The sequence below is a fragment of the Phenylobacterium sp. VNQ135 genome (assembly GCF_049445735.1).
Classification (GTDB): domain Bacteria; phylum Pseudomonadota; class Alphaproteobacteria; order Caulobacterales; family Caulobacteraceae; genus Phenylobacterium.
Window position 1 is genome coordinate 676,327 of sequence record NZ_JBMSDS010000001.1, and the last position, 20,891, is coordinate 697,217.

General features: G+C 69.6%; 17 protein-coding genes. 3 read left to right on the forward strand and 14 right to left on the reverse strand.

Annotated features, from left to right (window positions below; genetic code table 11):
- Window positions 1–34 precede the first annotated feature (34 nt).
- From lpxC to ACO2Q0_RS03615, 4 genes are all read right to left on the reverse strand, one after another.
- On the reverse strand, window positions 35–925 hold the full coding sequence (gene lpxC / locus ACO2Q0_RS03600) for a UDP-3-O-acyl-N-acetylglucosamine deacetylase (protein WP_423350104.1): 891 nt from the start codon (window positions 923–925) through the stop codon (window positions 35–37).
- Between the two features lie 167 nt (window positions 926–1,092).
- A complete protein-coding gene (locus tag ACO2Q0_RS03605; protein ID WP_423350105.1) occupies window positions 1,093–1,311 on the reverse strand; it encodes a hypothetical protein in 219 nt (72 codons plus the stop codon).
- Window positions 1,312–1,409: 98 nt separating this feature from the next.
- A complete protein-coding gene (gene ftsZ / locus ACO2Q0_RS03610; protein ID WP_423350106.1) occupies window positions 1,410–2,915 on the reverse strand; it encodes a cell division protein FtsZ in 1,506 nt (501 codons plus the stop codon).
- Between the two features lie 279 nt (window positions 2,916–3,194).
- Entirely contained in the window at window positions 3,195–4,280 is a 1,086-nt protein-coding gene (locus ACO2Q0_RS03615; RefSeq protein WP_423350107.1) for a phytase, read from the reverse strand.
- A 93-nt stretch (window positions 4,281–4,373) separates the two neighbouring features.
- Between ACO2Q0_RS03615 and ACO2Q0_RS03620 the strand changes: the two genes are divergently transcribed.
- The 3 genes from ACO2Q0_RS03620 to ACO2Q0_RS03630 all read left to right on the forward strand — a co-directional run bounded on the left by ACO2Q0_RS03620 (window position 4,374) and on the right by ACO2Q0_RS03630 (window position 8,724).
- Window positions 4,374–6,650 carry a TonB-dependent receptor plug domain-containing protein gene (locus ACO2Q0_RS03620; protein ID WP_423350108.1) on the forward strand — a complete coding sequence of 759 codons (2,277 nt, stop codon included), beginning with the start codon at window positions 4,374–4,376 and terminating at the stop codon, window positions 6,648–6,650.
- Window positions 6,651–6,663: 13 nt separating this feature from the next.
- Window positions 6,664–8,163 (forward strand): phosphoesterase, encoded by a 1,500-nt coding sequence (locus ACO2Q0_RS03625; RefSeq protein WP_423350109.1) that lies wholly within the window; start codon window positions 6,664–6,666, stop codon window positions 8,161–8,163.
- 63 nt (window positions 8,164–8,226) lie between these two features.
- On the forward strand, window positions 8,227–8,724 hold the full coding sequence (locus ACO2Q0_RS03630) for a hypothetical protein (RefSeq protein WP_423350110.1): 498 nt from the start codon (window positions 8,227–8,229) through the stop codon (window positions 8,722–8,724).
- 4 nt (window positions 8,725–8,728) lie between these two features.
- Here the strand turns inward: ACO2Q0_RS03630 and ftsA are convergent, their stop codons facing one another.
- The 10 genes from ftsA to murD form a co-directional block, all read right to left on the reverse strand.
- Window positions 8,729–10,069, reverse strand: coding sequence for a cell division protein FtsA (gene ftsA / locus ACO2Q0_RS03635; RefSeq protein ID WP_423350111.1), 1,341 nt, complete (start codon window positions 10,067–10,069; stop codon window positions 8,729–8,731).
- Between the two features lie 23 nt (window positions 10,070–10,092).
- A complete protein-coding gene (locus ACO2Q0_RS03640; RefSeq protein WP_423350112.1) occupies window positions 10,093–10,995 on the reverse strand; it encodes a cell division protein FtsQ/DivIB in 903 nt (300 codons plus the stop codon).
- Entirely contained in the window at window positions 10,907–11,908 is a 1,002-nt protein-coding gene (locus ACO2Q0_RS03645) for a D-alanine--D-alanine ligase (RefSeq protein ID WP_423350520.1), read from the reverse strand. Before ACO2Q0_RS03645 ends, ACO2Q0_RS03640 begins: the two co-directional genes overlap by 89 nt.
- 61 nt (window positions 11,909–11,969) lie before the next feature.
- Entirely contained in the window at window positions 11,970–13,253 is a 1,284-nt protein-coding gene (locus ACO2Q0_RS03650; protein WP_423350113.1) for a SulP family inorganic anion transporter, read from the reverse strand.
- Window positions 13,254–13,362: 109 nt separating this feature from the next.
- Window positions 13,363–14,742 (reverse strand): M20/M25/M40 family metallo-hydrolase, encoded by a 1,380-nt coding sequence (locus ACO2Q0_RS03655; RefSeq protein ID WP_423350114.1) that lies wholly within the window; start codon window positions 14,740–14,742, stop codon window positions 13,363–13,365.
- A 79-nt stretch (window positions 14,743–14,821) separates the two neighbouring features.
- Window positions 14,822–15,727, reverse strand: coding sequence for a UDP-N-acetylmuramate dehydrogenase (gene murB, locus ACO2Q0_RS03660; RefSeq protein ID WP_423350115.1), 906 nt, complete (start codon window positions 15,725–15,727; stop codon window positions 14,822–14,824).
- Window positions 15,724–17,151 (reverse strand): UDP-N-acetylmuramate--L-alanine ligase, encoded by a 1,428-nt coding sequence (murC, locus tag ACO2Q0_RS03665; RefSeq protein ID WP_423350521.1) that lies wholly within the window; start codon window positions 17,149–17,151, stop codon window positions 15,724–15,726. The genes murB and murC overlap by 4 nt, the downstream gene beginning before the upstream one ends.
- A gap of 32 nt (window positions 17,152–17,183) precedes the next feature.
- On the reverse strand, window positions 17,184–18,281 hold the full coding sequence (gene murG, locus ACO2Q0_RS03670) for an undecaprenyldiphospho-muramoylpentapeptide beta-N-acetylglucosaminyltransferase (RefSeq protein ID WP_423350116.1): 1,098 nt from the start codon (window positions 18,279–18,281) through the stop codon (window positions 17,184–17,186).
- A gap of 15 nt (window positions 18,282–18,296) precedes the next feature.
- Complete coding sequence (locus ACO2Q0_RS03675) at window positions 18,297–19,472, reverse strand: peptidoglycan glycosyltransferase FtsW (RefSeq protein ID WP_423350117.1); 1,176 nt, start codon at window positions 19,470–19,472, stop codon at window positions 18,297–18,299.
- On the reverse strand, window positions 19,469–20,878 hold the full coding sequence (gene murD / locus ACO2Q0_RS03680) for a UDP-N-acetylmuramoyl-L-alanine--D-glutamate ligase (protein WP_423350118.1): 1,410 nt from the start codon (window positions 20,876–20,878) through the stop codon (window positions 19,469–19,471). The genes ACO2Q0_RS03675 and murD overlap by 4 nt, the downstream gene beginning before the upstream one ends.
- Between the last annotated feature and the right edge of the window lie 13 nt (window positions 20,879–20,891).

A 20,891-nucleotide genomic window follows, 5' to 3' on the forward strand; every position in this document is an offset into this window, starting at 1 on the left:
TGTGGCGAGCAAACGGCAGTGCAGTCGCAGCGGATCAGACCGCTTCCGCCAGGTCTTGGACCAGGGTGCGGATACGCCAGGCGTCGGGCCGCGCGGCCACGGCGCGCACCAGGGCGTTATTCAGGCCGTGGCCGGCCAGCACGCCCTCGAAACGGCCCAACAACGGCAGGCCCAGCACGAAGAGATCGCCGATGGCGTCCAGCGCCTTGTGGCGCACGAACTCGTCGGGCCGCCGCAGTCCTTCAGGGTTTAGAACCCGGCCGCCGTCGATAACCACGGCGTTTTCCATCGAGCCGCCGCGAGCGAGCCCCATGGCGCGCAGCGCCTCCACCTCGTGCAGGAAGCCGAAGGTCCGGCAGTCGGCCAGCTCTTCGCGGAACGCTCGCTCGTCCATCGCCAGGTCGACAGCCTGCACGCCGATCGCGGCGCTGTCGAAGCGGATTTCGAAGGCGACCTCGAAGGAGTCCGCCGGCTTCAGCGCCGCACGCTTGTCGCCGTCCACGACCTCGACCGTTTCCAGAATCTCCAGATAGCGGCGCGGCGCCTGCTGCTCGCGACGGCCGGCCCGATCCAGGATCCGCAGGAAAGGCAGGCTGGAGCCGTCCATGATCGGCATCTCGGGCCCGTCCAGCTCGACCACGGCGTTGTCGATGCCCGACATCACCAGGGCCGCCATCAGATGCTCGATCGTCGAGACGGTCACCCCGTCGGCATTGCCGATCACGGTCCCGAGCTGGGTCTTGCAGACCGCTTCGGGTGACACGGGCACGCGATTGTCGCGATCGGCGACGTCGGTGCGCACGAACACGATGCCGGTGTCGGGCGCAGACGGGCGCACGGCCACGCGCGTGTAGGCGCCGGTATGGACGCCGACGCCGGCGAACAGGGCCGGAGCCTTCACGGTATGCTGGAACACGGGCGGCATCAGAGCGGAAAACCTTCCACAAACACAAAAAAGTCCGGTCACAGACGACCGAGCCTTAGCCCCTCAACTGCTGCATAGGATGCTTCGATGCAGCGCAGCAAAACACTTGCTGTTTCGCTGTGTTTCGCCTTTTCCGTGTGGCGCGAGTCCGTCTCGGACGTGTGACGTCAGGCGGCGGGATAGTCCTGAGCGCCCACCAGGTTCATCGACCGATCCTGGATGCGCACCTGAGCGTCGCGCCCAAGCTGCGACATGCAGCGGGCCAGCGCCCTCGCCTGCTCCTCGGCCCGTCGTCCGGACCGGAAGACCAGCGGTTCCAGCTCGGCGCATCGCACCGTCCAGCCGTCCGCCAGCGGGGAAACCCAGATCACCTTCGCGTAGGCCATTGTCCGCCCTCCCTCAGGTGGGACGCCAAAACAATAGCAGGGGGCGAGGCCCCCTGCTTTCGCGTTTGTGTGACAATGGAGGGTCGGCGAGGCCGAACTTAGTTCGCGAGGCGGCGGAGGAAGGACGGGATCTCCAGGTCCTCGGCCGTATCGGGCTCTTCTTCGATCTGCACAGCTTCCAGCGGCTGAGCGCCGCCGCGCACCGGAGCCGCGGTGGCGACCGGGCCGGCCGCGGGGCGAGCGTCCATGCGCGCCTGCGGGGCCGCCGCCGGGGCGTCATAGCGCGGGCGACCGCCGAAGAGGCTCAGGAAACCGCCGCGCGGCTTGCGCTGCTCGAAGGCCGGCTCGGCGAACAGGGGCTCTTCTTCCTCGGCGCGTTCCGCTTCCGCCATCGGCTCGAACGACCGGGCGACGGGCGCCGGCGCGGCCTGGGGCTCCGCCTGCGGGGGCAGGCCGAAGATGTCGGGCTGCTCTTCCTCGCGTGCCTCCATCTCGAACGCGGGCTCGGGCTGCAGCTCGGTCGCGACCGCGGCGGCCATCACCGGCTCCGCCTCGGGGGCCTTCGGGGTGACGGTGGCGCGCAGCGGCTCGGCCGTCAGGGAGCGGCGCTCGACGCGCGGTTCGATCGAGGCGATCGAGGCGCCGTCCATCCCGGTGGCGACCACCGAGACGCGGATCTTGCCTTCCAGGGTCGGATCGAACGCGGCGCCGAAGATGATGTTGGCTTCCGGATCGACCTGCTCCGAAATCGCGTTGGCCGCTTCGTCGACTTCCAGCAGGGTCATGTCCAGGCCGCCGGTGACGTTCACCAGCACGGCCTTGGCGCCCTTCAGCGAGACCTCGTCCAGCAGCGGGTTCTGAATGGCGTTCTGGGCGGCCATCAGGGCGCGATCGTCGCCGGTCGCCTCGCCCGTGCCCATCATCGCCTTGCCCATCTCGGTCATGACCGTGCGGACGTCGGCGAAGTCGAGGTTGATCAGGCCGGGCAGCACCATCAGGTCGGTGATGGAGCGCACGCCCGAGTGCAGGACCTGGTCGGCCATGCCGAACGCTTCGGCGAAGGTCGTCCGCTCGTTGGCGACCCGGAACAGGTTCTGGTTCGGGATGACGATCAGGGTGTCGACGTAGCGTTGCAGCTCGTTGATGCCGGCGTCGGCCAGGCGCATCCGGTGACGCCCCTCGAAGTGGAAGGGCTTCGTGACCACGCCGACGGTCAGGATGCCGCGCTCGCGGGCGCACTTGGCGATGATCGGCGCCGCGCCGGTGCCGGTGCCGCCGCCCATGCCGGCGGTGATGAAGACCATGTGTGCGCCGTCGAGATGCTCGCCGATCTCCGGAATGCTCTCCTCGGCCGCGCTCATGCCGACCTCAGGATGGGCGCCGGCGCCCAGGCCCTGCGTCACCTGCACGCCAAGCTGGATGCGGCGGTCCGTCTTGGCGAACTGCAGCTGTTGGGCGTCGGTGTTGGCGACCACGAACTCCACGCCCTCGAGGCCCGCCTCGATCATGTTGTTCACGGCGTTGCCACCGGCGCCGCCGACGCCGAACACGACGATCCGGGGCTTCAGTTCCGTGGCGCGCGGCGCGGAGAGAGAGATGGCCATGGACCCTGCGTCCTTCCCAAATACAGTCAGAGCGTCCGGCGACCCGCCCGCCGACGCACCCTTGTTTAAGGATGGGTTTATTTGGGGACCGACATCCTTAAGCGAGCGTTAAGGCCATAGCGCGAGTCGCATTTCCGGCGAGCTTAGCCACAGGGAAATTTCCGCTTGCCCCTCAAGGACTCAGCTTCCGCGGCGGCAGGACCGCGGCAGCATGTCTTGGGCGCGGACAATTCACCGCCCGGGCGGGAGAATATCGCGGCGTCCTGAGAGAAGGGCGCGTCAAAGCCCGAGCGCCTTCTTCACCTCGCGCCAATCGACCAGCTTGAAGTTCTGCCGCGCGCCGGCCGGTCCTTCGTCGACATCGTCCTGCATGACCACCAGCCCCTCGGGGAAGCCGCCCACAACGCCGCCGAGCGCGGCCACGCCGTCGGTTCCGGTGACGGCGTCGATGCCGCCCGTCTGCACGACGCTGAAGCGGCCGCGGTACTGGGGCTCAGGCCCGTCCACGCGGTACACGGCGAAGGCGCTGTCGCCCTGGCTCGACGCAATCAGCCACGTCGCCGCGCCGTCCTTCAGCAGCGCCAGCCCCTCGACATCGGGCGCCAGCTCGGCCGACGGCGCCTTGGCGAACAACACGCCAGGCGTGGCGACCGAGCCAAGGTCGAAGCGCCAGATGCCCGCCCCTTCCTCGCCCAGATAAAGCCGGTTCGCGGCCTCGTCGGCGACGCAGCCCTCGGGCTGGGTCGGGACGGAGAACCGCCGCTCTTCCGCCACCTGCGGCTTGCCGTCGGGGCCGGCCGCAATCCTCATCTGGCGTACCTGCCCGTCCGTGCCGTTGACGATGACGAGGAACGTCCCATCCCGGTTCGCCACACACAGGCCATACGGCTCGACGAGGTCGACCGGGATCGCGCCCCAGAAGTCGAGCTTCAGCGTCGCGGGGTCCAGCAGGAACAGGGCCGCACCGGCGCCCGGACGGCCGCGGTCGGAGGCCGCCACCAGCACCCGCACGCCCGCCGGCGTCGGGAATCCCTCACGCAGATCGACGTTGTTCGGCAGCCCGCCGGCCAGGTACTGCAGCTGCTTGCCGGAGAGGTCATAGACATAGAGGCCCGACTTCTTGTCGGTGCCGACGATGACCCCGCGCTGCGGGTTGGCGGGATCGACCCAGATGGCCGGATCGTCGGCGGCGTCGGCGGCGGTCGTGCCCACGGGCGGCGTTTCCGCGGCGGCGGAGACGGGGGCGCCCGCCCCGACGCTCATCTTCGGAGAGTCGGACTGGGCTTCGAATGAAGAGCAGGCAGAGATGAGTATAGACGCAGCCAAGATTGACACAAAACTGTCATCAATACGACGCTTAAACATCACTGGCCCCCATCTGCAGCAAAAACTAATTCCGCCCCCGAATAGAGGCGGCCGGGTTGAAAGGTCAACCGGCCAACAACGGGGGATAGCTACATGACCAAGCGCACGCTTTTCGGGGTCGCGTCCGCGATCTCTTTGGCGGCTTCCGCCCAGGCGTACGCCGCCGACGCCGTCGTCGCCGCCGACGACGCCGACCGGACCAAGACGGTCGAAGAACTTGTCGTCACCGGCGAGATCGCCTTCCGCAACCGCGTCGACGGGCCGGAGCCCGTGCTCTCCTACGACCTGGAGTACTTCCAGCGCTTCGAACCGCTGACCGCCGGCGACGCCCTGAAGCGCGTGCCCAGCGTGGCGTTCCTCTCCGACGTGCTCGAATCGGATGGCGCGCGCCTGCGCGGCCTGGATCCGGGCTATACCCAGATCCTCATCAACGGCGAGAAGGTGCCGGGCGCCGGCCTCGACCGCTCGTTCTTCGTCGACCGCATCCCCGCCGAGCTGATCGAGCGTGTGGAAGTCGTCCGCTCAGCTTCGGCAAACCGCAGCGGCGACGCCATGGCGGGCGCCCTCAACATCGTCCTGCGTGACGGCTACTCGGTAGACGGCGGCTACGTCCGCGCGGGCGCCCTCCATTTCGACGACAAGCGGGTGAAGGGCACGGTCGGCGGCGTCTATTCGGGCGAACTGGGTCCGGGCCGCTTCATCGTCGGCGCGAATATTCAGGGTCGCCGCAACCCGAAGCAGAAGACCAGCTGGCGCTACTCCGAGCCCGGCGGCGCGCTGGACGACATCGAGGTGCAGAGCGATGTGCGCGACGGCGCCGACTACTCGGTCAACGGCAGCTACGATCTCCGCACCGACACCGACTCGCTGAAGCTGTCGGGCTTCTTCGTCCGTACGAACCGCTACGAGGACGAAGATTCCATCGAATACCTCGGCGGTCGCGTCGGCCCCGCGGACCTCTCTACCTACAACGACAACAACGTCGACATCCGCACCGACAACTGGTCCCTCAGCGGGCGCTGGGACAAGGACATGGCCGGCGGCCGCACGCGCCTCAAGCTGGGCTACGCCGAGCTGAAAGACCGCCAGGACGAGGTCGAGGAGGAATACGAGTACCGCCGCGACGCCGTCCCGTTCCCTGACGACGATCGTTTCACAGGCGACCTGACCTTCACCCGCCTGACGGATCGCGAACTGAGCGGCGAAATCTCGCACAAGCGCGACGTCGGCGTGGCGGCCGTCGAGTTCGGCGTCCAGTACGCGAAAAAGGACCGCGACACCGAGATCACCACCGATCGCAACCGGATCACCATCCCGAACCCGCCGGGCGCGCGGCCAACGCTGCCGGGCGCCTACGGCCCCTTCCTTCCGGTCGCAGGCGGCGTGAACCAGATCGAGGAAGAACGGATCGACCCGTTCGTGATGGTCACGGGCGAGGCCGGCGCCCTGAGCTGGGAAGCCGGCCTGCGGTGGGAGAACACCGACACCACCATCGAGGACGCGACGGCGCCGGCCGGCGCCCAGAGCGTGCAGAACGACTACAGCTTCGTGCTGCCGTCCGCCCACCTGCGGTGGAGCCTCACGCCCGCTGACCGGATCAACGTCTCGGTGGCGCGCACCGTGCGGCGTCCGAACTTCGACTTCCTCTCGCCCGCCGAACTCCTGGCCGAACTCGGCGACAACGACTTCCTCGGCAATCCCAACCTCAAGCCGGAGTCGGCCTGGGGTCTGGACGTGGGCTATGAGCGCCGCCTCGGCAGCCGCGGCGTGGCCGGGGTCAATGTCTTCTATCGCGACGTCACCGACCTGGTCGAAGTGGCGAGCACCGGCGAGGAAGGCAGCGAGGGCGACGGCACGTTCGTGCTCACCCCGCGCAACACGGGCGACGGCAAAGTGTGGGGCATCGAGTTCGACGTCTCGACGCCCCTGACCTTCGCAGGGCTTGAGAACACGGGCGTGTTCTTCAATTACTCCTGGCTGGACAGCGACATCAGCGACGAGTTCGGCGGCCGCCGCTTCAACGACCAGGCCAAGTATGTCCTGAACGCCGGCTTCATCCACGACCTGCCGGCCTGGGGCGCGGCCTTCGGAGCCACCTACCGCAAGCAGGGCAGGGCCTATGGCCGGGTGATCGGCGAGGAAGTCACCACCACCTACGGCGCCGATCTTGAGGTGTTCGTCGAGAAGCGGCTGGGCGACCGCTTCGTGGTCCGCCTGACGGGCTCGAACCTGCTCGACAGCAAGAAGAAGGAAGCCTTCGACAAGTTCACGACCATCGAGGATCAGGTTGATCGGAACTACGACGAGTATGAGCTCGAGGAAGAGCAGGCCGGCCCGGTCTTCCAGCTCGTCGCCCGCATGACGTTCTAAGGAGAGCGGAGCAATGCGGCGACGCCACGCGATCCTGATCGGCGCGGCGTCCGCCGCAATCCTGGCCTCCCCGGCGGGGGCCCATCCGGGCCACCGCCACTTCCAGCCCGTAGCGGGCGCGAAGCCCAGCGGGGCGGATCCCGCGCGGCGCACCTGGCTCGCCGGCGACCACCACGTCCACAGCTGGTACAGCGTCGACTGGAAACCCTCCGCAGACGGCAAGGCGCCGCCCGAGCCGATCATGGCCGGCGACAGCCGGAACACCATCCGCGTGAACGCCCGGCAGGCGTCGGCCCACGGCCTCGCCTGGATGGCCGCCACCGACCATGGTGGTCCGAGCCATTCCAAGCTCAGCAAGGAGCGCGCCTATCCCGAGGTGCTGCAGGCCCGGAAGGAGACGCCCGGCCTGATCCTGTTCTTCGGCATGGAGCTCGACACGCCCGGCGCCGAGCACTCCAGCGTCATCGTGCCGAAGACCCCGGCCGAGCGGGACACGCTGTTCGGGATCGAGAAGGGCTACAATCGCCGCGAACCGTGGCCGGCCGACACCGCCTGGGACACCGAGCAGCGCATGCTGGATGCGCTGAATCACATGAAATCCCTCCCCGCGCCGCCGGTGGTGATCGCGAACCATCCCTCCCGTACGGCCGACGGCATCGGCCGGTACGGCAAGGACAGCCCTCACGAGCTGCGCAACTGGAACGACGCCGCCCCGAACGTCGCCGTCGGCATGGAGGGCGCCCCTGGCCACCAGGCCGGCCCCCTGCTCCCGCCTGACAAGGCCGACGAGGAGCACCGCATGCGCGGCGCCTACCGGCGCGCGCCCACCATGGGCGGCTTCGACCAGATGACTGCGGTGCTGGGCGGCTTCTGGGACTCCATGCTCGGCGAAGGCCGCCGCTGGTGGATCACCTCGACCTCGGATTCCCACCGTCACTATACCGACGGCGGCAGCGACTTCTGGCCGGGCGAGTACTCCAAGACCTACGTCAAGGCGGTGAGCAGCTACGACGACGTGCTGGAAGGCCTGCGCAACGGCCGCGTCTTCGTCACCCTGGGCGACTTGGTCTCGGAGGCGGACGTCACCGCTCAGACCGCCGACGGCGCCGGCAAGGCCGAGATCGGCGGCGCGCTGAAGGTCCCGCGCGGCTCGGACGTCACGATCGTCATCCGGCTCCGCGACCCGGCGGGGAAGAATTTCGGCGGCTTCAGCCCTTCCATCGCTCGGGTCGACCTGATCCGCGGCGAGGTCACCGGTCCCGTCGCCGACCGGAGCACGGACAAGAACCCCAGCACGCGCGTGGCAAGACGCTTCGGCCCCTCCGACTGGGTGCGTGACGGCGAGCGGCTGAGCATGGCCTTCACGCTGAAGAACGTGACCACCGACAGCTATGTCCGCGTCCGCGGGACGAACGGCGCCGAGCTCGAACCTCAGCCGGACGCCATCGGCGAAGATCCCTGGAGCGACCTTTGGTTCTACGCCAACCCCATCTTCATCGAGGTGGCGGACTAGGCGTCGGGGAACCGGTGCGGCCAAGCTCTCATTCTTCCTGCGGGTGGAGACCCGGAGGGAAAGATGTCCAGAACCGTGCTGGTGGCCGCCGCGGCCGCGATGGTGCTTTCAGCCTGCTCGACGACCGTGAAGGAGACGCCCCAGCCCGCAGGCGCCGCGACGCCGGCATTCTCCAGCACGCTCAATATCCAGAACGTCTCCGGCTCCTCGTCGGCGGCGAAGGCGCCGGCGGGCACCGTCGAGGCGTTGACCGAGGCGCTGCGGATCGAACTTGCCCAAGGCCCGCAGAGCGGTCCGCCTGCCAAGCTCACCTTCACCATCTCTGACTACAGGGTGGTCGGTAAGGCCACCCGGTTCATGGTCGGCGCCCTGGCCGGCAGCAACAGGATGACGGTCAAGGTGAGCATCACCACGCCCGCCGGCGCGGCGCTGCGCCAGTTCGAGGTGACGCGGGCGGCCAACACCATGGGCGTCGGCGCCTTCATGAACCAGAAGGGAAGCCTGATCGGCGAGACAGCCGAGGCGATCGCCAAGACGGTCCGCGGCGAGCCGACGTCCTGAGCCGCTAGAGGTTCTCGCGCAGCCAGGCGGCGGCCTTGGCCACGGGGTTGGCGCGCGGATCGAGAGGTTCACGCCGCAGCTTGGCCGAGCTCAGCGACTTGGCCGAGACCGCTTCGCGCGGGCCGAAGGCCGCGCGGTGCAGGATGCCCGCCGCCGCCGTGAACGCCGGGCCGGAGGCGGCGTCGGCCAGGTGCGGGACACGGCGCGGCCGCCCCAGGCGCACGGGACGATCGAAGACCCGAACGGCCACTTCGCGGACCCCCGCGAGCTGCGAGGCGCCGCCGGTCAGCACCAGGCCCGCGCCCGGCTCCACCGGCGCGCCCGAAGCCTTCAGCCGATCGCGCAGCAGTTCCAGCGTCTCTTCCACGCGCGGCGCGATGATGCCCTTCAGCAGGGACCGCGGCGCAACCACCGGACCCGCGCCCGGATCATCGCCGCGCGGCGGCGCCTCGATCATCTCGCGGTCCTCGTTGGCCGAGGCGATGGCCGAGCCGTGCAGGGTCTTGATCCGTTCGGCGCCGGCGACCGAGGTGGAAAGGCCGCGGGCGATGTCCTGGGTCACGTGCTGGCCGCCCACCGGCACCGTCTCGACGTGCACCAGGCTGCCCCCCGCGAACACGGCGGCCGACGTCGAGCCGCCGCCCATGTCGATACAGACCGAGCCGAGATCCATCTCGTCTTCTTCCAGCGCCGCCAGCGCCGAGACGAAGGGGGCTGCAACCACGCCCTCGAGCTGCAGGTGGGCGCGCTCGACGCAGGCGCCCAGCGTTTGGAAGACCGTCTCGGCCACCGAGACGACCAGCAGCTCGACGCCGAGCGTCTTGCCGAACATGGCCCGCGGGTCGCGCACGCCGCCCTGCCCGTCTACCGACCACGCGACCGGCAGGATGTGCACGGCGCGCCGGCCAGGAAGCTTGATCTGGGCGAGCGCGTTCTGGATCGCACGGACGAGGTCGTTGTCGCCGATGGGGCGGGCGCCGATGGAGACGCGGCCGGCCACGCGCGACGAGGAGAGCTGTCCGCCCGCGGTGGCGACGGCGACGCCCTGGACGTTCACGCCCGCGACGTTCTCCGCCCGCTCCACCGCCTGGGCGATCGCTTCCGAGGCCTCGTCGAGGTTCACGATCGAGCCGCCGCGCACGCCGCGCGACTGGACGTAGCCCACGCCGCAGGTGGTCAGGGTCCGGTCCGCCTTGCGCACGCCTTCCGGCTTCATGATGAAGCAGGTGACCTTGGAAGCGCCCAGGTCGACGGCGGCGATCACCTTCGGCGGCGCGAGCGCGGCTTTCAGGCCTTCGCGGCTGTCCTTGGCGGCGGCTTCGGGGCGGGTCGGCAGCTTGAGCATCTGCGGGGCTTTTCTTCTCTTCGTTACACGCCGGCGGCGGCGAGGCCGCCGGGCGCGGTGGGATCGATGGGAGCGCGCGGCCGGACGGCCACGACGTCAGGGTTGCGCAGGTCGATGCGCTCGAAGCCCAGCTCAAGGATGCGCGAGCGCAGGTCGAGCTGTTCCAGCTGCGCCAGGGCGTCTTCCTCACCGGCGGCAGGCAGCTGGATCAGCGAGCCGTCCTTCAGGCGAAGGTCCCAGCGGCGGTCGTCGACGCGCACCAGGGCCTCCATCCGCTGCATCAGCTTCGGACGCTGGGCGATCACCGGAAGAATCTCACCCGCGTGTTGCGCCCCGCCGGCGCCGACGACCAGCGGCAGCGTCGGGAAGCGCGCCGGATCGGCTTCTGGAATGACGCGGCCTTTCTCGTCGATGACGACGGTGCGGCCGCCGTGCTGCCACACCGCCAGTTGGCGGCGCTCCTCCACCGCGATGACCAGGGTGTCGGGGAGCAGGCGCACAACCTTGGCTTCCTTCACCCATCCGACCTGCTCGACCCGGCCGCGCAGCGCGTTCAGGTCCATGCCCAGCAGCGGCTGGTCCTTGTGGACGGCGGCGGCGCGCACGATGTCGGGCGTCGCCATCTTGGACGCGCCCTGGACGTGCACCGTCTGCAGCCGGAACCCGGCCTGGCCGAACTGTCCGTCGATTGCGGCCGTGACGCCGGTGGCCAGGGCTTCGCCCCGCCCGCCCGTCGCAAGGGTGGCGGTGACCGCCGCCAGGAGCACGCCCGCAGCGGTCAGCAGGATCAGCTTGGGAGACGCGCCGCCGCCGGCCTTCGCCGGCGCACGCTTGGGACTAGCCTGCCCGCCCGACCTCTTGGCGGGGGCTGCCTTGGGCCGGGGCGTCGCCTGAACTCGCGATGCTCCCCGCTCCGCCGCGGCCATAGGCGTCCTCCGTGATCCACAACACAAGCCGGTCGAAGTCCACGCCCTGCGCCGCCGCCTGCTCGGGGACGAGCGAGGTGGGCGTCATGCCGGGCTGGGTATTGACCTCCAAAAGGACCAGAATGTCGTTAATGTCGTCATAACGGAGGTCCGATCGGGTAACGCCCCGACAACCAAGCGCGGCATGCGCTCGTTCGGATAGTTCCATAGCCTTTTCAAGAGCATGCGGCGGCATGCGGGCCGGCACGATGTGCTGCGAGCCGCCCTGGGCGTACTTCGCCTCGTAATCGTAGAACTCCCGCTCCGTAAGAATTTCGGTGACCGTCATGGCTTTGCCGTCCATCACGCCCACCGCCAGCTCCAGCCCGCGCACGAACGGCTCGACCATCACCTCCTCGCCGTAAGTCCAGGACGGTTCCAGGATCTCCTGCGGCGGACGGTTGGCGCGGTCGCGCACGATGTAGACGCCGACCGACGAGCCTTCGGCGTTCGCCTTCACCACATAGGGCGGCGCCATCACATGCTCCCGGGCCACGTCGAAGCGGTTGTAGAGGCCGCCGCCCGGCACCGTGACGCCCGCCGCCGCCAGCACCGCCTTGGCCTTGGCCTTGTCCATCGCCAGCGCCGAGGCCAGCACGCCCGAGTGGGTGTAGGGGATCTGCAGCGTCTCCAGGATACCCTGCACACAGCCGTCCTCGCCCCACGCGCCGTGCAGCGCGTTGAACACGACGTCGGGTTTCAGCCTGGCCAGCACCTCGGCGACGTCGCGTCCCGCGTCCACGCGGCTGACCTTGGCGCCCAGGCGCTCCAGCGCGTCCGCGCACTCGCGGCCCGAAACCAGGCTCACCTCCCTCTCGGAAGAGATGCCGCCCAGGAGGACGGCGACGTGGTGTCCGGAAAGCGGGGCGTCCATGGCTTCGACTCGATGGGCTGGGGAGAACGTCAGCCCGCCGTCGCCCATGCCGCCCGAAGGGTCAAGTGCGCGCGCCGCCGCGCAGGCTCCGTTCCCAGAAGGCGAACGCCGCGGCCAGGACGCAGCCGGCGACGATGCCGGCGGTGAGGTCGTGCAGCAACGTGAGGCCGAAGGTCGCGAACAGGATGGCGCCGCTCCGCCAGTCCTTCATCAGCCGGACGAACTCGACCTTCTCGGCCATGTTCCAGGCGACCACCACCAGGACGCCTGCCAGCGCCGACAGCGGGATGTAGCCCGCGAGCGGCGCGGCCAGCAGCATGAAGGCCAGCAGGAAGACCGCGTGCAGGATGCCCGCGAACGGGCTGCTGGCGCCGGCGCGGATGTTGGCTGCCGTGCGCGCGATGGTTCCGGTGACCGCGATGCCGCCGAACAGGGCCGAGCCCACGTTGGCGAGGCCCTGCGCCACCAGTTCCATGTTCGCCCGATGGACCCGGCCGGTCATCTTGTCGGCGACGGTCGCCGACAGCAGGCTTTCCACGCCGCCCAGCAGGGTGAACGACAGCGCGGCCGGCAGCACCTTGAGCACCATTTCCGGCGTCATCGTCGGCAAGGCGGGCGCCGGCAGGCTGCGCGGCAGTTCGCCGAAGCGCGCGCCGATGGTTTCCACAGGCAGGTGCAGCAGGGTCGCGAGCACGGTCGCCCCGACCACCGCGAACAGCATTCCCGGCCACGCTGGTCGGTAGCGGCGCAGGATGAGGATGAAGGCGGCGACGCCCACGCCGAGGCCAAGGGCCACGACGTTCATGGTCGGCAAGGCGCCTGCGAGCGCGGTGAGCTTGGGGATCAGCTCGCCCGGCTCGCGGCCGGCCAGCGTCAGTCCGGCCAGATCCTTGATCTGGCTGGCCAGGATGGTCACGGCGATGCCAGTGGTGAAGCCGACGGTTACCTCGTGCGGGATACGGCGGATCTGTGAGCCGAGGCGCGTCAGGCCGACGAGGGTCAGCATCAGCCCGGACAGCAGAACGGTCAGCAGCAGCCCCTCGACGCCGAACTTGGCCGTCGTGGCGCCGACGAGGACGATGAAGGCGCCCGCCGGGCCGCCGATCTGATAGCGGCTGCCGCCCAAGGCCGAGACCAGGAAACCGCCGACGATCGCCGTCCACAGGCCGCGTTCGGGAGAGACGCCCGAAGCCACCGCGATGGCCATGGAGAGCGGCAGCGCCAGGATCGCCACCGTAAGGCCCGCCATGGCGTCGCGACGCAGGGCCACGACGCCATATCCCTCCTTGAGGGTCGTAGCGAGCTTGGGCTTGTAGCGGTGGGCGGTGGCTGCGCCGTTGGGCATCGAGGATGAACGTCGCGCAGACTCACGTGCGACCGCAACTCCGGAGCGGTACGGAGGTCCGCTCCTGCCAGGATGCTGTCAGCAGCGCGCCGCGTCGAAGAGACTAAGGCTAGGGCTTTGCCGCGAGCGCGCGGAAGTCGATGTCGCTGTTCGCGGCCGCGTGCAGGAAGGCCCCCCACACCGCCACGTTCTGCGACAGCTCGGCCGGGTCGATCTTGTCCAGCGTGTCGTCGGCCGAATGGTGCAAGTCGAAGTAGCGCGTCGCGTCCTGGTCGAATTCCACGAACGGCGCACCTGCTCCGATGATCCCCGATACGTCCGCCCCACCGAAGCGCGGCGTCTCGCGGCTGACGATCACCTTCAGGGGTGCGATGGCGCCGCGGAACGCCTGCATGGCCGGATGGTCGACGCTGCCCTTCGGCAGGCGGACCTGCCAGATCCGGCCGGCGCCGGTGTCGCTCTCGCCGACGACGACCATCTGAGCCACCTCGTCCTTGTGCGCGGCGAGGTAGGCGTCGCTGGACCCGCCCTGCTCTTCCGAACCCCACATGACGACCCGCAGCGTCCGCTTCAGCGGCCCCTGGCTCGCGGCCAGCTTGACCGCGGCTGTGGTGATGGCGATGCCGGCCGCATCGTCGACGGCGCCCGTGCCCGGATCCCAGCTATCGAGGTGGCCGCCCACGATCAGCACGCCCGCGTTCGGATCGGTCCCCGGGATCTCGCCCGAGATGTTGTAGGCCGGGACCTTCGCGTCGTAGCGCGAGGTCATGTCGAGCTTGACCCTCACCGGCTTGCCGCGAGCCACCAGATGCTCCAGCAGATCGGCGTCGGGGGTCGACAGCGCCGCCGCCGGAATACCGCCCGGCGCCGCGCCACCGGTGTGCGGCAGCCGGGTGTCGTCGGTCGAGAGCGAGCGCGCCAGGTAGGCGACCGCGCCGCGCTTCGCGGCCTCGGCAGGGCCACGGCTGCGCTGGGCGTTGATCGCCCCATAGCCGGCGCCGTCCTGGGCCTTGGTCATCACCCCTGTGACGACGGCGATCTTGCCTTTCAGCGCGCCTTCCGGCTGGGCCATCAGCTCATCGAAGCTCCGGAACAGCGCCACCTCGGCGGTCAGGCCGCCCTTCGGCGTCGACGTCGAGCGGCCGAGGCCCAGGATGTGCAGCTTGTGCGGATAGGGCCCAACGACCTCGGCAGACTCCTCGCCGCGGAACCAGCCCGAGGCGGTGAAGGTCTCGACCTTCACGTTCTGGAAGCCTTGGGCCTTGAACGTCTCGACGGCCCAGTCCTTGGCCCGGTCCATGGCCGGCGAGCCGACCAGGCGGGGCCCGATCTCGGTCGTCAGCGACTCGGCGATGCTCCAGGCGGTCCCGTCGGTCAGGGCCTTGTCCCGCACGGCGGCGGCGCTGGCGGCGAGGTCTTGAGCGGCGGCGGGCGCGGCGGCGGCCAGCATGCTGGCGGCGGCCACGGTCATGAGAGCGAGGTTGCGCATGGCCTTCGCGTGCGCGGTCGTGGGATTCCCGTCAAGGCCGCCTGCTGCCAAAGCTTGGCAACAGCAGCGGATCAAGCGCTCAGGCGGGCCGGCCGATCCGCTTGATCTCCCAGTCCAGCTCGACGCCGAACTTCGCCTTCACGTCGGCGCGGACCGCCTCGCCCAGACCCTCGAGGTCGGCCGCCGTGGCCTCCCCCGTGTTGATCAGGAAGTTCGAGTGCAGCGGAGAGAACATCGCCCCGCCGAACGGCTTGCCCCGCCAGCCGGCCTCGTCCACCAGCTTCCACGAGGAGTGGCCCGGCGGGTTCTTGAACGTCGAGCCGCCGGTCTTCTCGCGGATGGGTTGGGTCTGCTCGCGCCGGGCGGTGATCTCGGCCATGCGAGTCTCGACCGCCGCCGGTTCGTCGGGTCGGCCCTCATACAGCGCGCCCAGGAAGATCAGTTGCTGGGCGGCCGCCCGCGCGGACTTGCGGTAGCTGTACTCCAACTCGGCGTTGGAGAGCGTGATCCGCTCGCCGGCCCGAGTCAGGGCGTAGGCCTCCACCAGGACGTCCCTGGTCTCGGACCCATAGCAGCCGGCGTTCATCACCAGCGCCCCGCCGATCGTGCCGGGCACCCCGCGATAGAACTCGAGACCCGCGATACCGGCCTTGCCCGCTTCACGCGCGACGGTCGCGTCCAGGGCGGCGGCGCCGGCGTAGATGCGGCTGTTCCCGCGAGGCTCGACCTTCGCGAAGGCCTTTCCCAGCCGGATCACGACCCCATCCACGCCGCCGTCACGGACCAGCGTGTTGGAGCCGACGCCGAGAACCGTCACGGGAACCTCGATCGGAAGGCCCTTCAGGAACGCAGCGAGGTCGTCCTCGTCTTCGGGCAGGAAGATCACGTCGGCCGGACCGCCCACCCGGAACCAGGTGAAAGGGCCGAGCGGCTCGTCCTTCAGCAGCTTGCCGCGAACCGCCGGGAGTTCATCCTTCCAGCTCATTCGGCGGCCTGCCCCAGCGCTTCGAGCTCGCCCGGAAGGGCGTAGGCCCAGCTCGTGATGTCGCCGGCGCCCAGCAGCACCACGAGGTCGCCCGCGTGCGTTTCCTCGCGCACCAGGGCCGCCAGCTCGGCGGGCCCCGCCAGCGGCACGACGCGGCGGTGGCCGTAGCGGCGCAGGCCGCTGACCAGCCCGTCCTTGTCGATTCCCTCGATAGGCGCCTCGCCGGCCGGATAGACGTCGGCCACGATCACGGTGTCCGCGTCGTTGAAGCAGGCGCAGAAGTCGTCGAACAGGTCGCGCAGGCGGGTGTAGCGGTGCGGCTGGACCACGGCGACCACCTTGCCTTCGCTGACCGCCCGGGCGGCCTTCAGCACCGAGGCGATCTCCACGGGATGGTGGCCGTAATCGTCGACGACGCGGACACCGTGCGCCACGCCGGTGGTGGTGAAGCGCCGCTTCACCCCGCCGAAGCCGGCTAGGCCCTTGCGGATGGCGTCCGGCGTCACGCCCAGTTCCCGCGCCACGGCGATGGCGGCCAACGCGTTCTGGACGTTGTGCTGGCCCGCCATCGGCAGCAGCAGGTCGTCGTACGAGGTGAACCCGCCCTCGCGCGGCTGGATGATCACCGAGAAACGCGCGCCCTCCGGTCCCATGCGGATGTTGTGCGCGCGCACCTCGGCCTGCGGATTGACGCCGTAGGTGACGAGCCGGCGGTTCTCCACCCGCGCGGCCATGGCCTGGACCTCGGGATGGTCGGTGCAGACGGCCGCGAAGCCATAGAAGGGGATGTTCTCGACGAAGTCCTGGAAGGCCTTCTTCACGGCCTCGAAGTCGCCGTAGTGGTCGAGGTGCTCAGGGTCGATATTGGTGACGACGGCGCAGGTCGACTTCAGCTTCAGGAACGTGCCGTCGCTCTCGTCGGCCTCGACCACGATCCAGTCGCCGGCCCCAACCTTCGCATTGGTGCCGTAGGCGTTGATGATGCCGCCGTTGACGACCGTCGGGTCGAGCCCACCGGCATCGAGCAAGGTCGCCACCATCGAGGTCGTCGTGGTCTTGCCGTGCGTGCCGCCCACCGCCACTGAAAACTGCAGCCGCATCAGCTCGGCGAGCATCTCGGCCCGGCGCACCAGCGGCAGGCGCTTCTCGCGGCCGGCGATCATCTCCGGATTGTCGGCCTTGACCGCCGTCGAATAGACGATGGCGTAGGCCCCATCGACGTTCGCCGCGTCGTGTCCGATGAAGATCTTGGCGCCCAGCTTCTCCAGCCGTTCGGTGTTGGCCGAGGCCTTCGCGTCCGAGCCCTGCACCTGATAGCCGGTGCGCAGCATGATCTCGGCGATGCCGCTCATGCCGATGCCGCCGATGCCGATGAAGTGCACGGGGCCGATTTCGAACGGGACGGGACGGCGATTCATAGCGATCTGCTACCGCCGACCGCCTCGCCTAGCAAATGCTACCGGCCGCGGGCCGTCTGCTCGACCACGTCGGCCAGGCGCTCGGCGGCGTCGGGGATCGCCACAGACCGGGCGGCGTCGGCCATGCGCTGGAGCCGGGCGGGATTGTTCAGCAGCTTCTCCAGCGCATTGGCCAAGCTGTCGACGGTGAGCTGGTGCTCGCGCGCCACCTCGGCGCCACCGGCATCGGCGAGCAGCTTGGCGTTCTGCCCCTGGTCGTCGTCGATGGCGATGGCCAGCGGCACCAGGATCGACGGCTTCCCGGCGACCGCGAACTCGCAGACGGTGCCCGCGCCCGCCCGGCCGACCACCAGGTGCGCATCGCGCAGGCGGCTGGCGATGTCGCGGAAGAAAGGCGCGATCTCGGCGTCAACGAGAGCGTCCCGATAGGCCCGGCGCGCGGTGTTCATGGACTCCGGCCGGGTCTGCTGCTGGACGACCAGCCGCTTGCGCAGGTCCTCGGGCAAGGCCTTCACCGCCTCGGGCACGAGTTCAGACAGCAGACGCGCGCCCTGGCTGCCCCCGGTGACCAGCAGGCGCACGGGTCCGTTCGGCTCGGGCGGGATGTAGGGCGCGTCGGCCAGGGCGCGGATCGGCGGCCGTACCGGATTGCCCACCACGACGGCGCGGGCGGCGACCTTCTCAGGCGCCTTCTTCAGGGTCGGGAAGGCGCAGGCCACCGTGTTGACGTGGCTCGCCAGCATCCGGTTGGTCCGCCCCATCACCGCATTCTGCTCATGGATGACGGTCGGTCGGCGATCGAGCAGCGCCGCGACCAGGGCGGGCGCGGACGGGTAGCCGCCGAAGCCGACCACGACGTTCGGGCCGATCTCCCGGAACGCTGCCCGGGCGTGCAGCGCCCCGCGCAGCACGGCGAAGCCCGCCCGCATCATGCCGATGGGATCGCCCGGCTTGAACGTGGCGGCGGACAGGCCGATCCGACGCTCGGCCGGGAAGTCCTGGGCCAGGCCAGCAACGCGCTCGTCGGAGGCGAGCACGACGCCCCAGCCGCGGGCGATCAGGGCCTCGGCCAGCGCCTGGGCGGGGAACAGGTGGCCTCCGGTGCCTCCGGCGGCGACGACGGCGATCTTGCGCATGATTGGCCGCGACGCTTAGGCGAACGCGCCCGCCTTGGCGAGCCCTTCGGTCGGCGTATAGGCGCCCGGCCGGCGGCGCGTCAGCGCAAGCGCCATGCCCAGGGTCAGCCCCATGGCCAGCATCGAGGAGCCGCCGTAGCTGATGAACGGCAGGGTCATCCCCTTGGTCGGCATCATGTTCAGGTTCACCGCAAGGTTGATGATCGCCTGCTGGCCCACCAGCACGAACAGGCCCGCCGCCGCCACCTGCTCGAACGGGTCGGACAGCTTCATCGACCGGTAAAGACCGCGCACCACGACGAAGGCGAACAGCGCGATGATCAGCAGCAGGAAGACGAGGCCGAATTCCTCGGCGCCCACAGAGGCGGCGAAGTCGGTGTGCAGGTCGGGCACGCGCCGCTTCATGACGCCCTCCCCGGGTCCGCGCCCGAACAGGCCGCCTGCGGCCTGGGCGATGGCCGCCGCGTCAACCTGGTGGGTATCGGCCTTGTCCGGGCTCAGGAAGCGGTCGACGCGGCTCTGCACGTGCGGGAACAGGAAGTAGGTCGACGAGAGCCCGGCCATCGCCGCGGCCCCCAGCAGCATGACCCACGACATCGGCACGCCCGCCATCCAGAACGCCGCGCCGAAGGCCACGGTGATGAGCACGGTCTGGCCGACGTCCGGCTGGATCAGCAGAAGCGCCACCGAGATCCCGTACAGCACGAAGGCGATGGAAACCCCGGGCACGCCCTGGCCCTTCTGACCCTCGGCGAACATCCAGGCGACCAGGATGATCAGCGCCGGCTTCATGTATTCGGAGGGCTGGAAGGTGAAGCCGCCGAACTCGAGCCAGCGGGTCGCGCCCTTGGCGTTGTGACCGATGAACGGCAGGGCGATCATCACGGCGATCGCCGCCACCCAGATGAAGAAGGCCGCGCGACGGACGCCTTTGACGTCCAGCATCGAGACGGCCAGCAGGATCGTGGTCGCGCCCGCGGCGAACACGCACTGACGCACCGCGAAGTGGAACGGGTCGCCGATGTTCATCCGCATCGCGGCGGCCGGGCTCGACGAGAACGAGATCACCACCCCGATGAAGATCAGGAAGCCGATGACGCCCAGCATCCAGCGGTCGACGGTCCACCACCAGACGCCCAGGGGCGAACGGTCGGAACGGGGGAAAGCGTGGGCCTGCGAGGCGTTGGTCATGCGGCGGAAACCTGGGCTTGGGCCAGGCGCTGGACGGCGGCCCGGAAAGCCTCGCCACGCTGCTCGAAATCGGCGAACTGGTCGAACGAGGCGCAGGCCGGCGAAAGCAGGACGATGGCCTCGCCGCCTGCCGCCTTGGCGTCGGCGAAGGCCTGCTGGACCGCAGCGTCGATCGTTCCGGTCTCCACCGCCGGCGCCTTGCCCTTGAGCGTCTGGGCGAAGGCCGGCGCGGCCTCACCCACCAGATAGGCCTTGGCGATCCGCGGGAAGAGGTCGGTGAGGCTGTCGATGCCGCCGGTCTTGGCGAGGCCGCCGGCGATCCAGAAGAACTTGGGATAGCTGGACATCGCCTGGCGCGCCGCGTCGGCGTTCGTGGCCTTGCTGTCGTTGACGAACCGCACCTTGCCCAGCGTCGCCACCGTCTCCATGCGATGCGCCAGACCCGGGAAGGTCATCAGGTGCTGGGCCGCCTCGTCGCCGGGGACGCCCAGGCCCTTGGCGGCGGCGTAGGCCGCGGCCGCATTCTGCCAGTTGTGCCGGCCGGGCAACGAACGGGCCCGCTTCAGGTCGGCGGCCTCGTGGGCGCGTTCGCCAGTGGCGTCGTACAGCAGCCCGTCCAGCGCATAGACGCCGCGGCTCATCGCCTTCGAGGCCGAGATCGGCACGATGGTCCGGCGGTTGGCTGCGGTGATCTCGGTGCAGATCCGCTGGCCCCAGGGATCGTCCACGCCGATCACGGCCGTGTCGCCCTTGCCCTGGTTCATCAGGATGCGGCGCTTGGCGGCGACGTAGTTTTCCATCGTCCCGTGCCGCTCGAGGTGGTCCGGGGAGATGTTCAGCACGACGGTGACGTCGGCGTGCAGGCTGGACGTCAGGTCTAGCTGATAGGACGACAGCTCCAGGACGTAGACGGCGCCGCCATGCATGTCCTCGAGGCCCAGCACGCCGTAGCCGATATTCCCACCGATGCGGACGTCCCGTCCGGCCTCGGCCAGGATGTGGCCGATCAGCGCCGTGGTGGTCGACTTGCCGTTCGTCCCGGTGATGGCGACGATTTTCGGCCGTTTGTGCTCGGGCGCGGCGTTCACCGTGCGCGCGAAGAGCTCGATGTCGCCGACGATCTCGACGCCCGCCTCGCGCGCCCGCTCCACCGTCCAGTGCGGCGCGGGATGGGTCAGCGGAACGCCCGGCGACAGCATGATCGCGGCGAACTGGCTCCAGTCGGCCCGCGTCAGGTCGGTGAGCTCGAAGCCTTCCGCCACGGCGGCCTCGCGCGAGGCAGGCTTGTCGTCCCACAGCGCCACCTTGGCTCCGCCGGCGATCAACGCGCGCGCGGCGGCAAGGCCCGTGCGGGCCAGGCCGAACACGGCGACCGTCCTGCCTTCGAAGCCGCGGACCGGGATCATGGCGGTGTTCGAG